The sequence below is a fragment of the Cellulophaga baltica 18 genome (genome assembly GCF_000468615.2).
In the GTDB taxonomy this organism is placed as follows: Bacteria; Bacteroidota; Bacteroidia; order Flavobacteriales; family Flavobacteriaceae; genus Cellulophaga; species Cellulophaga baltica.
Window position 1 is genome coordinate 3245844 of sequence record NZ_CP009976.1, and the last position, 14365, is coordinate 3260208.

The 14365-nt window shown below is 33.4% G+C and carries 9 protein-coding genes; 4 read left to right on the forward strand and 5 right to left on the reverse strand.

Going from position 1 to position 14365, the window contains the following annotated elements; genetic code table 11:
* Nucleotides 1–46: 46 nt before the first annotated feature.
* Nucleotides 47–1165, reverse strand: a complete 1119-nt coding sequence (locus tag M666_RS13885; RefSeq protein ID WP_029446343.1) for a hypothetical protein — start codon at nt 1163–1165, stop codon at nt 47–49.
* Nucleotides 1166–1262: 97 nt separating this feature from the next.
* Nucleotides 1263–2324, reverse strand: coding sequence for a transporter (locus M666_RS13890; protein WP_024480621.1), 1062 nt, complete (start codon nt 2322–2324; stop codon nt 1263–1265).
* A 112-nt stretch (nt 2325–2436) separates the two neighbouring features.
* On the opposite strand from M666_RS13890, the gene M666_RS13895 reads away from it, so the two are divergent.
* The 4 genes from M666_RS13895 to M666_RS13910 all read left to right on the forward strand — a co-directional run bounded on the left by M666_RS13895 (nt 2437) and on the right by M666_RS13910 (nt 7965).
* The gene (locus M666_RS13895) at nt 2437–2691 is read left to right on the forward strand and encodes a DUF4834 domain-containing protein (protein ID WP_226989917.1); all 255 of its coding nucleotides are present in this window, start codon (nt 2437–2439) and stop codon (nt 2689–2691) included.
* Between the two features lie 113 nt (nt 2692–2804).
* Complete coding sequence (locus tag M666_RS13900) at nt 2805–5237, forward strand: YfhO family protein (RefSeq protein ID WP_029446344.1); 2433 nt, start codon at nt 2805–2807, stop codon at nt 5235–5237.
* Nucleotides 5237–6523 (forward strand): glycosyltransferase family 4 protein, encoded by a 1287-nt coding sequence (locus M666_RS13905; RefSeq protein ID WP_029446345.1) that lies wholly within the window; start codon nt 5237–5239, stop codon nt 6521–6523. The genes M666_RS13900 and M666_RS13905 overlap by 1 nt, the downstream gene beginning before the upstream one ends.
* Complete coding sequence (locus M666_RS13910) at nt 6508–7965, forward strand: oligosaccharide flippase family protein (protein WP_029446346.1); 1458 nt, start codon at nt 6508–6510, stop codon at nt 7963–7965. The genes M666_RS13905 and M666_RS13910 overlap by 16 nt, the downstream gene beginning before the upstream one ends.
* A gap of 65 nt (nt 7966–8030) precedes the next feature.
* Here M666_RS13910 and M666_RS13915 read toward each other — a convergent pair whose 3' ends face one another.
* The 3 genes from M666_RS13915 to uvrA form a co-directional block, all read right to left on the reverse strand.
* Entirely contained in the window at nt 8031–9248 is a 1218-nt protein-coding gene (locus M666_RS13915) for a hypothetical protein (RefSeq protein ID WP_029446347.1), read from the reverse strand.
* A gap of 191 nt (nt 9249–9439) precedes the next feature.
* Nucleotides 9440–11338, reverse strand: coding sequence for a BamB-related PQQ repeat family beta-propellar protein (locus M666_RS13920; RefSeq protein ID WP_029446348.1), 1899 nt, complete (start codon nt 11336–11338; stop codon nt 9440–9442).
* A gap of 240 nt (nt 11339–11578) precedes the next feature.
* Nucleotides 11579–14356, reverse strand: coding sequence for an excinuclease ABC subunit UvrA (gene uvrA, locus M666_RS13925; RefSeq protein WP_029446349.1), 2778 nt, complete (start codon nt 14354–14356; stop codon nt 11579–11581).
* Between the last annotated feature and the right edge of the window lie 9 nt (nt 14357–14365).

The window sequence follows — 14365 nt, forward strand, 5'->3', positions numbered from 1 at the left end:
AATTTAATTACACTCGGGACTTTTTTATTTTAAGTAATCTTGTATGCTATAGATTTTTGCGATACGTTCTTCTGCGTTTATAAATTTCGGGATCAAAATTTTTCCACAGTTGTTTTATCGCAATATTTTCTTCTAACTCAGGAGTTCTTACACAAGTTTGAATTCCTCTTTCCGTAAAGGTTTTGTAGTATTCGTTAAATATAATCGCTGTAACGCCTTTATTTTGATAATCTGGGTGTACCCCTATTAAATAAAAGATTACTTCTTTACTGTGCTTCTTAGACTTTAATAGGTGAAAAATTCCTGTTGGAAAAAGTTTCCCTTTAGCTTTTTGTAGCGCATGAGAAAAAGAAGGCATTACAATACCAAAAGCAACTAGTTTATCATCTTTATCTACCACAAATTTTATATACTCAGGATTTATGAAGCTGATGTATTTTTTCTTGAAATATGCTTTTTGTATTTCTGTAATCGGTACAAAGGAAGATAAAGAGGCGTAAGATTCATTAAATAAATCAAACATCTTGTCTGCCATTGGCATCACATCTTTAGTCTTGGTAAAATTTATAGGACGTAAATTATATCGTTTTTTTATGAGTTCATTTGCTTTAGCATAGAACTTAGGATCAGCATTAGCGAAAGGAAACCTGTTTTCCATGTATTCCTTCTCCTTGGAAAAACCTAAATTTTCATAATGGTTCACGTAATAAGAATGGTTATACCAAGTAATCATGGTTCCAATCTCTTCAAAGCCTTCTGTAAGTACACCAACTTTGTCTAAATTAGAAAACCCAACAGGGCCCTCCATATACTCCAGATTATTTTTACTTCCTATTTCTTGAACTTTAGTAATTAATGCTTTAGAAACTTCCAAATCATCAATAAAATCAAACCAACCAAATCTCATTTTAGAAACTTTTTGTTGCTTAATTTCAATCCAATTGACAATAGCTACCACGCGTCCTACAATTTCATTATTCTTATAGGCAAGGAATAAAGTAGCTTCTGCATCTTTAAATGCAGGGTTTTTGTCTTTGTTAAAGGTTTCCATTTCATCAGCAATGATCGGTGGAACCCAATATTTAGAATCTTTATATAAGGTAAAAGGGAATTTTACAAACTTTTTAATATCTGCTGTTGTCTTAACTTCTGAAACTGTAATCATGTGTGCTCTTTTGAAGTATCAATATTAGCAATATTAATCAACATCTTAAAGCGCGTTGAGAAGTTAATGTCTAAAATTATTTTTTAAAACGAAGGTGTTAAAAGTCAATAGCTCCATTATCTCCTTTTTTCTTTTTCTTTTCTGCTTTTTTTAGCTTCTTCAATTGTTTTTTTGTCGGACCTAAATCTACATCTTCTGCTCCTGAACCATCATCTTTCTTAGATTTTTTGGCTTTCTTTTTCATATCCTTTTTACCAATTTGACCGTTTTCACCACCTTTCTGCTCGTCAATCGGTATAATCTTATCTTGATGTTTGTCAATACGGTAGGAAAGGCCAAGGGTGCCAAACATTCGCGTTGGTGTATCTTTAAAGCTTCCTCCAAAGGTGATATCTGCTTGCATGTTTTTACTAAATAAATGGGCAATACCTGTACGGTATAATGCATCGGCATAACGATCACTTTTAATACCTTGTTGTTCTAAAAAGATACTCCACTTAGGGTTTCTAAACGCGTGCGTAAGCGATACGATGTAGCTCCATTCTGGAAATTCAGAGCCGATTCTATCGTAAGCAATGTTAGATATAAATACAACTCTTGGCGAAATTTTACTTTGAGTAGCCAGCATCACGCGGGGTGTAACAGTGCCATCACCAATATAATAAGGGTTTTCTCCTAAATTAAATGTAGCTCCTGCGTATAATGATACGGCAGGAAGTAAATTACGCCATCTAAATTTGTGATTGGCTCTCCAACTTAGTAAATTAGGTTTATTGCGTTCTGGATTTTTGAAAGGATCATAAATTAAATATTTTAAACCAACTCTATTTCTTGAAAAATCGGTTATAGATTGATCTGGTAAAGAGTTCGTATACGTAATGTTTTCTTTTTGATATGTGCCCTCGTAAATTAATTCTAACTTTTCAAATAAAAGACCATAACGCAATGCTAATTCTGCACTCCATATACTAGAATCAGAATTTAAAAGAATATGATCTTGTTGCTCATATCCTACACCAAATTCTGCTTGAATTACATTTTTACCAACAGCATACGCACTAACAGATTGTCCTGGACGGTTAGAATTTATCACATCTGTGTACTGTGATGATGCTATTAGGGTGTAAAGAAAAACAGTAACTGCAAGAATTTTTTTCATGATATAAAGTTCTGTGACGTACCGTATGCAACGGTTTTATTAATATTTTAAGATTTTCATCGCCATAATGCGGATTGATAATTGTATTTTTGATATTAATTATTTGAACAATATGGCTTTCTTAAAAACGATATTAATCATACTATTAGTATATTATTTATTTAAAATATTAATAAAATTATTTGCGCCTAAAATATTGAATTATGCGGGCAAAAAAGCAGAACAACATTTTAGAGAAAAATTTCAGGGTTTTAATACGCAACAACCATCTCAAAACAGTACAGAAGAAGGTGATGTGATTATTGAAAATAACACTACAAGAAAATCTAATTCTTCAAAAAAAAGTTGGAGAATACATAGATTTTGAAGAAATTGATTAATTTCCCTCTTTTTTAAACAACCAACCAAGATACCGTAGTGCATCTAAAGATTTTTGATTCTTTAATTTGGCGCTATATTTCCTTGAAAACAGTCTTATAAATGAAAAGTAATCTTAGAGCTTTTTTAATTCATTTTTTTGCTATTGCCATTTTTGTTTTTGCTGCTATTGCCTACTTTACACCAGTGTTACAAGGTAAGGTCATTTTTCAGTCAGATATTGCCCAGTATACGGGTATGGCTAAAGAGCAAACAGATTTCAAACAAAAAACAGGGGAGGAGCCTTATTGGACCAATAGTGCTTTTGGGGGGATGCCTACGTACCAATTAGGAGCACATTACCCTCATAATTTTGTGAAGCAATTAGATCTAGCTTTACGCTTTTTACCAAGACCTGCAGATTATTTATTTCTCTATCTTTTGGGTTTTTACATATTATTAAGTTGTCTAAAAGTAGATTATAGACTCGCCGTTTTGGGCGCTCTTGCTTTTGGTTTTTCTACCTACTTAATTATAATTTTAGGAGTAGGGCATAACGCAAAAGCACATGCTATTGCTTATCTCCCAATGCTTTTAGGAGGGATTGTCTTAGTTTTTCAAAAAAAATATGTCTGGGGTTTTATTTTAGCTGCTATAGCCATGGCATTAGAAATAAATGCCAACCATTATCAAATGACGTATTATTTTATGCTCTTGGTATTAATCCTAGGGGTTGTTTATTTAATAGATGCCATCCGAAAGAAAGAATTAAAGCACTTTTTTACGGCAGTTGGTATGCTGCTAATTGCCGTTGTTTTAGGGATAGCAACCAATGCTACCAGCTTGATGGCCACGAAAGAATATGCTGATTGGAGTACTCGCGGTAAAAGCAGTTTAACCATAAACCCTGATGGCTCACCAAAAGAAAGCACAGGTGGTTTAAGTAAAGAGTATATTACCCAATATAGTTATGGAATTACGGAGTCCTTAAATCTTTTTGTACCTAGACTTTTTGGAGGTTCTAATTCGGAAGATTTAGGAGATAGCTCTAACACGTATGATTTTCTTGTAGAACGTAACATATCGCCTTCACAAGCTTTAGAATTTAGTAAGGGAATGCCATTATATTGGGGAGATCAACCTGGTACCTCTGCTCCAGCTTATATCGGAGCGGTACTCTTCTTTTTATTTTTTCTAGGGTTATTTTTAGTAAAATCCAATATAAAATGGTGGTTGCTTGGGGGCGTTATTATGTCACTGCTACTTTCATGGGGCAAGAATTTTAGTTTCTTGACAGATTTAATGATTGATTACTTTCCATTATATGATAAGTTTAGAGCGGTTTCTTCCATTCAAGTAATTCTAGAATTATGTGTTCCTATTTTATCCATTTTAGCGTTAAACGCACTTTTAGATAGCAGGGTAGATAAAGCGAAGAAAATCACAGCACTTAAAATTAGTTTTATTATCAGTATTGGTTTAGGAATAGTACTGCTATTGAGCAAAAGTTTGTTTTACTTTGAGGGGGCTAGTGATCCGTATTTAGAGAAAAATTATGGGAATGAATTAATGACTATGATTCGCTTAGATAGAGAAGCGGTCTATACCAATGATACCTTACGTTCCTTATTGTTTGTATTTCTTGCTGCAACAGTGCTATGGTTTTTTATAAAAGAAAAACTGAACAAGAATGCCTTTGTAGTGCTAATAGGCCTTTTAATTCTTTTTGATTTGGTGGGTGTTGCAAAACGGTATGTTAATGATGATGACTTTGTACGTCAACGTGCTATGATTGCTCCGTTTCCAGAAACGGACATAGACAAGCAAATTAATCAAGATGAAGGAATTTTTAGAGTTTACAATCCGGCAGAAGGTTTAAATGGAGCCAGTACTTCTTATTACCACCAATCTATAGGAGGGTATCACGCTGCGAAACCTGCAAAAATGCAAGATTTATTTGATTTTCATATTTATGCAGGCAATTTAAATGTGTTTAATATGCTTAATGTTAAGTACATTATTCAGCAAGATGAAAAAGGGAGTTTTCCTGCATTGAATCCTGATGCAAATGGCAATGCTTGGTTTATTTCTACTTTAGAAAAAGTGGACTCAAGTTCGGAAGAAATTTTAGCACTTAAAGAGCTAGATACAAAAAATAAAGCAGTCATCAATAATAATAAATTTCCTAGTTTAACAGAATTTCAGTTTAAGAAAGATTCTCTTGCGACTATAAAGTTAAACAGTTATTTACCTAATAAACTAACATATACTTCTGATAATGCGAACAAAGGTTTTGCTGTATTTTCTGAAATGTATTATGAGAAGGGTTGGAATGCTTATATAGATGGTGCCTTAACTCCGCATATGTGCGTTGATTATGCTTTAAGAGGATTAGTGATCCCGGCAGGAAAGCATAAGATTGTATTTAAATTTGAGCCAGAAGTGATTAAAAAAGGATCTACTATTGTTGCTGTTAGCTCAGGAATTTTAGCTTTATTAATTTTGGCAGCTATTGCGTTTACTATAGTAAAGAATCGTAAAAAAGAAGAAGCCTAATGAATAAGGTTTTAATTGTCACGTACTACTGGCCACCTGCGGGCGGTCCTGGGGTACAGCGATGGTTAAAATTTGTGAAATATTTGAGAGATTTCAATATTGAGCCAATAGTTTTTATCCCAGAAAATCCTAATTACCCTATTACTGATGCGGCCTTCTTAAAAGAAGTGCCAGAAGGAATAAAAATTATACAACAACCTATTTTTGAGCCATACCAATTGGCTAGCTTCCTGTCTAGTAAGAAAACAAAAAGAATCAGTTCAGGTATTATCCAAACGAAAAATCAATCTACTTTAGAAAAAATTTTACTGTGGATTCGAGGAAATTTATTTATTCCTGATGCTCGAAAATATTGGATAAAACCTTCTGTAAAGGCTATCGCGAACATTCTACAACAAGAAAGCATTGATACCGTTATAACTACTGGTCCACCGCACAGTGTGCACCTTATTGGTTTAGGATTGAAAGAAAAACTAGGGGTTACTTGGCTTGCAGATTTTAGAGATCCATGGACCACGATAGGCTATCATAAAAAACTTAAGTTAACTGAGGGGGCTAAAAGGAAACATAAATTTTTAGAGAAGAGGGTTTTGAATGTTGCGGATCATGTTATTGTGACTAGTCCAAGTACTAAAAGCGAATTTCAGGCACTTACCCAGCAGCCAATTTCAGTAATTACTAACGGTTTTGATGAATATCATATTACTGAACAACCCTTGGATAAAGAGTTTACTATGGTGCATATAGGCTCTTTATTAACCGGTAGAAATCCTGAAAATTTATGGCGCGTCCTTTCAGAAATTATATCAGAAAACATTGCATTTAAAAAAATTTTTAAACTTAGGTTAGTCGGCGTTGTGAGTAAAGATGTCTTAGAAACGATATACGCTTATAAGTTAAGACCTTTTGTAGATTTAGTAGGGTATGTTTCTCATGATGCAGCACTACAATTGCAGAAACAGTCTCAGATCTTGTTGCTAACAGAAATTAATGCTAAAGAAACACAGGGTATTATCCCAGGTAAACTTTTTGAATATTTAGCCGCAAAGAGACCTATATTGGCAATTGGCCCAAGAAATTGGGATGTCTCTGCCATTTTGGAGGATACCAATGCAGGCAAAACATTTGAGTATACTGATGATTTGCGCTTAAAAGAATTACTTTTAGAGTGGTTTAATAACTATCAGAATTCAGGATTGGAAATTTACTCAACTAATATTGATACATATAGTAGGAGAGAACTTACTCGAAAATTAGCAGCAATTATTTTATGGGAATCGTACTAAAGCAATCTCTTAATAATACCATCATAACCTACATCGGTTTTGCTATTGGCGCCATAAACACGCTATTTTTATACACTCGTTTTCTAACCGATGAATATTACGGGTTAGTGGGGGTTATTTTATCAGCCTCTGCAGTGTTGATGCCGTTGTTGGCTTTTGGTATCCCAAATACTTTAGTGAAATATTATAGTGGCTTTAAAGACAGTACCTATAAAAATGGGTTTTTAACTCTAATGCTTATTCTGCCTTTATTCTTGATGCTTCCGCTAGCACTGGTATCCTATTTTGCTTATGATGCGATTGGTAATTTTTTGTCGGACGAAAACCCTATCGTAAAGGGCTATGTCTGGTATATTTTTATCATAGGAATGTCTATGGCTTATTTTGAGATCTTTTACGCTTGGGCAAAAGTGCAAATGAAATCTATTTTTGGAAATTTTTTGAAGGAAGTGTTTACGCGTTTAGGCGTAACTGCATTACTGGTATTGGTATACTTTGAATGGATTTCGGTGGATGTTTTTCTACTATGTTTAGTAGGTCTATATGTTTTGAGAATGCTGCTCATGAAAATTTATGCCTACAAGCTAAGAATGCCAGTTTTGAGTTTTAAGCTTCCAACTAACACCAAAACAATTATTCAATATAGTGCTTTGATTATTTTAGGGGGCTCTGCAGCTGTAGTTTTATTGGAAGTAGATAAAGTTATGATTAATCAATTTATTAAAATTGAAAATGTAGCTTATTACAGTGTGGCAATTTTTATAGCAACAGTAATTTCAGTACCATCAAGGGCTATGCATCAGATTGTCTACCCTTTGACAGCCGAAATTCTTACCAAAAAAGATCATGGAGCATTAAAAGATTTATACCAGAGAAGTGCCTTAACCTTGTTTATAATTTCAGGATTAATTTATTTGTTGATCATTTTAAACCTTGAAGAGCTTTATACTTTATTATCCGATGATTATAGTAAAGGGTATCTTGTGGTTTTTTTGATAGGATTAGCAAAGGTATATGATGCAGTACTAGGGAATAATAATGCAATTTTATACAACTCAGACTACTATAAGATGCTTTTAATTTTAGGTGTTTTCTTAGCGATTATTACTATTTTATTTAATATGTGGCTGATTCCTGAATATGAATTAATAGGAGCAGCTATTGCATCATTTTCTGCAATTTTTATATACAATACGCTAAAACTTATATTCGTAAAAATCCGTTTTGGGATTCTTCCTTTTTCTACAGCGATGTTTAAAGTTCTTCTCGTACTAGGTGTTTTAGGGATCGTTTTTTATGCCATAAGCATTCCTTTTCATCCCATACTTAGTATCCTTATAAAAAGTGTAGCGATTGTAATTATTTATACCTGGATGTTATATCGGTTTAAACTATCAGAAGATGTATCGGGGATACTTGATAAGTACTTAAAAAACAAATAAACCCCGTAGTGAACGTATTCACTACGGGGTTAACAACTAACCAACCTAAAAAACTATTTTTAATTTTAACTTCTTGATCTACTACTTCTAGTAGAAGTACTTGTAGACCTTGTACTTCTAGACGGAGTACTACTAGATTTTCTAGTTGAAGTACTTTTTGTACTTACACTTTTCTGTCTTGTAGGAGTACTTTTTGTGGCTCTTGAAGAAGATGAACTTCTTGAAGATACTCCGCTATTTCTGGTAGAAGTACTTGTTCTTTGTGTGCTACTTTTATTATTAGAAGGACTTCTATATGTAGTACTTCTTGTAACCGTTGTAGAACGTGGATTTTTTGTTACACTAACTTCTCTTTTAACATTAGTAGCATTTCTAGAGCTTGTATTAGATCTAGTGGCTGCATTCTTACTATTGCTTCTAGCAGGAGTTCTATAATCAGCTCTTGTATTTGATTTTCTATTAGTTGTACTAGTTCTACTTGCTACTCCTCGTGTATTACTTCTTGTCGCAGGAGTTCTGTAATTAGATCTAACAGTACTCTTAGATGATCTAGGTGAATTATAACTTCTAGAATGTGTTGTTCTTTGCGCTACTCTTCTATCATTTTTGTAGACCCTAGCTCTTTCGTTACGAACTTTATTATATCTATGCTCTCTACCTACTACTGCGTAAGTTCTACGAGTGTTGTAACGGTAAGGATTGTAATACGTATATCTTACTGGGCTATAATATCTTCTGTAAGGATTTGTATTTACTAAACAGAATCCGATAGCAGGTCTTGCGAAATAACTGTGAAAAGGACGGTAAACATATGATCTATTGTATACATTGATAAATCCTCTATTGTGACTGTAATATCCTCTGTTATCATAAAAAACATACATTCCGCCTACACGAGTAACTCTGTTGTTGTTATAATTGATTGCTACTTCGCCAATTTCAGTTACGCGTCCATAGTAATCATAATATACAGGAACATTTTCTACTTGAATAATAGCACCGTAATCATCATATTGCACATATGGATTGTAGTCATAACCAGAATTAAAAGTAATGTTGGTACGACCAATATTTACATTAGCATTTACACCGGCTCTTTCATCGATATAAAAATCGAATTCACCATCAGGATAAACTGAAAACGTAATGCCATTTTCAACAAATATGAAAGAGTTAGTATTTGTATAAGCATTGCGAGGTGCAACCTTATCTTCTGTGTTAACAGCTAAGACACTTGAGGTGCTTAAAACTAAAGCTGATAAAAGGAGTATTAAATTTCTCATGATATAAGGTTTTAATAATTCATGAAAGCAACTATTTGCGTTCGGTTAATACATTACAAACAGCGTGCCAAAAATAAAACACAACTGATTATCAGTTGTTTATGTATGCTTCAGTTATTTTGTATGAGCTATGAAATAAAAAAGGCGATGCTAAATTAATAGCATCGCCTTCATCAATTTAAAAAATGTATTTATTTATAGTCGAAAATATAAGCTTCTTTTCCATTGGTATAAAAAACTCTTTTCTCTACTTGATCAACATGATAATTAGGTTTATTATCTAAAAAGATAAATTTATCTACTTCTTCACCGGTGTTTTTACTTACTTGAGCTAGATACTTTGTACCTGCATCATCCTTAGTAAAATAGAAGGCATAATCTTTAGAGTCCGAAAAGGCATTTAATCTATTTGGATTGTAGAGCGCTTCTGAGGCCATTTGACCATAGTAACCTGCTTGATGCTGTTTTACACCTTTATTGGCTTGATTAAAACTTCCAGTTCCTGGAGGAACCACCCCTGTCAATGTTTCTGCAGCGGCAGAAGTACCGCCCATACCTGCATTATATAATCCAGATACTTGATATGCGGCACCAGCAACGGAACCCACAGCAGATAGGGTATTTAACCATTTTCTTCCAGATTCTCCTGGTTGTTCAAAATAGTTGGTTTTAATAATCGTTCCTTTTTTATCAACGATTACATATTCCCATGGGCTACTTAAGAAGTAATTATCTCCTCGCACTTCCATTAGATTAAAATCTCTGTGCTTCTTTAATTGCAATTTTTGTTTGTTATCATCAGTAAGCCCTTTGTCTGGGTTAATGATATATAAGTTCTTTCCGTCTAATACAATTAAGTTTTTTTCATTGGCATCGTAAGTAATTTTAGTGTCTTCATCTGCTGCCATTTTCCAAATAGGCTTTTTTACATCCTTTTGGTAATATGCTATTCTATATGATGTTGCAATGATACTTCCATCTTTATATTCAAACTCATCATAAGAATCATCTTCAGCTAAGTTTTCTAAAAATGAATTTCCTTGGTATTGTGGTTTTTTCCAAAGTTCTTTTCCATTGTTATCTAATTGCATTTTTCTTGAACCGTAGTATACCATATACCCTTCGGCATTTTTTTCAATATCATTTATTTTTCTTTTTTCAAAGACACGCTTCCATAAAGGTTCTCCAGAACTATAATCATATACATTCCCACCTTTTTCATGCTGAACAAACATTTTACCATCAACTTCTTCACTGAATAAAAAACCTTCGTCCAATTTTAAGGGTTTTTTCCATTTCTGTTCTCCAGTAGCAGCATCAAAAGCATATATCTTGTCTCCTAATGCCATTAATTTATTTGCATTCATTGTTATTGCAGCACCCATCATGGATCCTAAACCTCCACTTGCAGCTTCTACGGCGTAGTAGGTGTTACCTTGAGGATTTTGGTAAATAGCTCCAATTTTTTCTTCTTCATTAAGAACTATGTCGCCCGTGTTACTATTTAAAATAATCAAATTACTACCTACCGTAAAAGCAATAGTATTGGAGTTGCTGATGCTGATATTATCAATAGTTCCTTTTTTATCTAGATTTAGCGCTTGTTCCCATTTAGTTTTATTGGCTGATAAATCTACAAGGAAAAATTTATTCACCTCTTTATCATCGGTTTTACATTGAATTAAATAAGATTTTAATTCTGGTATTAAATTGAAAGAAGTAATACTTTTATAATTATTTTCTTTGTTCAATATAATTTTTCCATCTCTTGTATCTACAAGTAATTCATCCACTATAATATAAGGCGAGTAGGGTACCATTTGGTAATTCTCTTTATCTTCTTGAAGAGCACCTCCTAAGGCGGAAAATCTATCTCCTTCAATTTCCCAAATTTTGGTTCCAGTACTCGGATCTATTCCTGCAACAGTTTTATCAGTTAAGATAATTGGTACTGCAGAAAATTCATGAAAGAATAAATCTTCAATTTTATTTTCAAATGTAATTTTTTTGTCGGCTTCTCTTTGTGCGAATAGATTAAATGAAAAAATCATAAAAGCTAAAGAAGCTAAGCATGTAGTTTTTTTACTCATTTTGAGGTAAGTTTTTTTAGGTTATTTTGAAAAGTTTTAAAAAATAGTAACGAATACGGTCAACAAATATTATTGGCGTTGGATTTTTTTATTGCCAGCAAATACTCTCTCTAGCCACTTATTTGTAGACCATATTTTATACAAATTCTTATATTTTGAAATATAGTAAAAAAAAATCAGCAAATTAACATAACATTACGTTATTTAAAATGCTGATCTTTTACTAATTTAAAAAGAAGTTTATAATTTATCTTTTAAATATGGAGCAGTATATGAGATTTTATTCTTTGCAATTTCTTCAGGGGTACCGGCAGCAATTAGTGCTCCTCCTTTACTACCACCTTCCAATCCTAGGTCTATTATATAGTCGGCACACTTGATTAAATCAATATTATGCTCAATAACCACAATAGAATGTCCTTTATCAATTAATGCATTAAACGATTTTAATAATTTCTTGATATCATGAAAATGAAGCCCTGTGGTAGGTTCATCAAAAATAAAGAGTGCTTTTTCTTTGGTAGTACCTTTTACTAAGAAAGAGGCTAGTTTAATTCGTTGTGCTTCTCCTCCAGATAAGGTAGACGAAGATTGCCCTAAGGTTACATACCCTAAACCAACATCTTGCAAAGGTTTTAGTTTTCTGTATATTTTAGTTTGTTGATGTTTTTCAAAAAATGCCAGAGCATCATCAATAGTCATGTTTAGGACATCATCAATATTGGCATCTTCAAATTTTACTTCAAGTACTTCTTTCTTAAAACGTTTTCCTTTACAGGTATCGCATTCTAAATGAACATCCGCCATGAATTGCATCTCTACCGTAATTTCACCCTCACCTTTACATTTCTCACAGCGGCCACCATCTACATTAAATGAAAAATGTTTTGTTTGATAATTTCTAAGTTTACTTAGTTTTTGTGCTGCATATAATGCACGGATATCATCATAAGCTTTTATATAGGTGACGGGGTTAGAGCGTGAAGATCTACCAATAGGGTTTTGATCTACGAACTCTACATGCTTTATTTCGCTGTATTTCCCTTTTACAGCGGTAAACTGTCCGGCTTTTTCACCATAGCCACCTATCTCCTTTAATATAATAGGATACAATATTTTTTTAATCAAGGTACTTTTTCCACTTCCAGATACTCCGGTAATTACGGTCAGCATGTTTAAAGGAAAAGTGACATCTATATTTTTAAGGTTATTTTCTCGGGCACCAATAATCTCTATATAGTTTTTTGAAGTTCTTCTTTTCTCTGGAACTTTTATTTCTAAAGTACCATTAAGGTAACCAGAAGTAAGCGAAGAAGAGTTTAAAATATCTTTCATAGTACCATGTGCTACAACATGGCCACCTTGAGTTCCTGCCTCGGGACCAATATCAATAATTTCATCGGCAGCATTCATAATATCTTCATCATGTTCTACTACAATGACGGTATTGCCTAAATCTCGCAGTGATTTTAGTACATCTATTAAATTTTCTGTATCCTTAGGATGTAGTCCAATACTAGGTTCATCTAAAATATACATAGAGCCCACTAAACTACTCCCCAAAGAGGTTGCTAGGTTTATTCGTTGACTTTCTCCTCCAGATAAGGTGTTAGATTTTCTATTAAGGGTTAAATAGGTAAGTCCTACCTTATATAAGAAGCCTAATCTACTTTTTATTTCAATTAACAAACGCGATGCAATTTTCTTATCTGTCTCATTCAATGTTATCGCATCAAAAAATGTGATTAGATCTTCAATAGGTTGTTCTACTAAATCTGAGATAGATTTGCCATCTACCTTAACATAATCTGTTTCTTTACGTAATCGTTTTCCTTTGCAGGTAGTACATCTTGTTTTACCTCGGTACCGGGATAACATCACGCGGTTCTGAATTTTATAACTCTTTTCTTCTAATGCTAAAAAGAAATCACTAATTCCTGTAAAATGTTTATTTCCGTCCCAAACCAATTGTTTTTGCTCATCGGTAAGTTGAAACCATGGCTTGTGTATCGGAAAATCGAATTTGTAAGCGCTATTTACTAATTGATCACGGTACCAACCCATACTATCACCTCTCCAAGGAAATACGGCATTTTCAAAAACCGATAGCGCGGTATTCGGAACTACCAGATCTTCATCAATACCAATAACATCGCCGTAGCCTTCACAAGTAGGGCAAGCTCCATACGGGTTATTAAAACTGAATAGGTGTACATTTGGTTCTAAGAACTTCATGCCATCTAATTCAAACTTATTACTAAAAGGGGTTTGTTCGCCAGTTGCTAAGCTCTCAATAATACAATCTCCTTTGCCTTCAAAAAAAGCAGTATCAACAGCATTTGCCAATCGATTTAAAAAATCTTCATCATCTTTCGTTATAATACGGTCTACGACTAGGCTAAACTCTTTATCTATTTCTGTAATCGTATCATCAATACGAATTACTTCTCCTTTATATTTAATACGTGCATAACCTTGTTGTGAAAAAATCTGTAAAGATTTAAGAGCATCTCTATCCTCGCGTATTTTTATGGGAGCTAATAAAAGTAATTTAGTTCCTTCTGGAAATGTTTTTACAAAATTAACAACATCGGTCACGGTATGCTTTTTTACTTCTAGACCAGAAATAGGGGAGATGGTTTTTCCTATTCTTGCATAGACCAATTTTAGGTAGTCATAAATTTCGGTAGTAGTACCCACTGTAGAACGTGGGTTGGTAGAGTTTACTTTTTGCTCAATAGCAATTGCAGGAGCTATACCTTTTATATAGTCAACCTTAGGCTTGTCTAATTTTCCTAAAAACTGACGGGCATACGAAGAAAGACTTTCTACATACCTACGTTGTCCCTCTGCATATAAGGTGTCAAAAGCTAGACTAGATTTACCAGAACCAGACAAACCAGTTATAACAACAAGCTTGTTTCTAGGGATAACCACATCTATATTCTTAAGATTGTGCAACTTGGCACCTTTAATAATAATATTCTCTTTAGGATTTACATCTAAAATGCTCTTCATACATGTATT

Bases quoted from the DNA above. Each gene is read 5' to 3' on its own strand.
- M666_RS13900 (WP_029446344.1), top strand. From the start codon at position 2,805: ATGAAAAGTAATCTTAGAGCTTTTTTAATTCATTTTTTTGCTATTGCC.
- M666_RS13910 (WP_029446346.1), top strand. From the start codon at position 6,508: ATGGGAATCGTACTAAAGCAATCTCTTAATAATACCATCATAACCTAC.
- uvrA (WP_029446349.1), bottom strand. From the start codon at position 14,356: ATGAAGAGCATTTTAGATGTAAATCCTAAAGAGAATATTATTATTAAA.
- M666_RS13890 (WP_024480621.1), bottom strand. From the start codon at position 2,324: ATGAAAAAAATTCTTGCAGTTACTGTTTTTCTTTACACCCTAATAGCA.
- M666_RS13895 (WP_226989917.1), top strand. From the start codon at position 2,437: ATGGCTTTCTTAAAAACGATATTAATCATACTATTAGTATATTATTTA.
- M666_RS13905 (WP_029446345.1), top strand. From the start codon at position 5,237: ATGAATAAGGTTTTAATTGTCACGTACTACTGGCCACCTGCGGGCGGT.
- M666_RS13885 (WP_029446343.1), bottom strand. From the start codon at position 1,165: ATGATTACAGTTTCAGAAGTTAAGACAACAGCAGATATTAAAAAGTTT.
- M666_RS13920 (WP_029446348.1), bottom strand. From the start codon at position 11,338: ATGAGTAAAAAAACTACATGCTTAGCTTCTTTAGCTTTTATGATTTTT.
- M666_RS13915 (WP_029446347.1), bottom strand. From the start codon at position 9,248: ATGAGAAATTTAATACTCCTTTTATCAGCTTTAGTTTTAAGCACCTCA.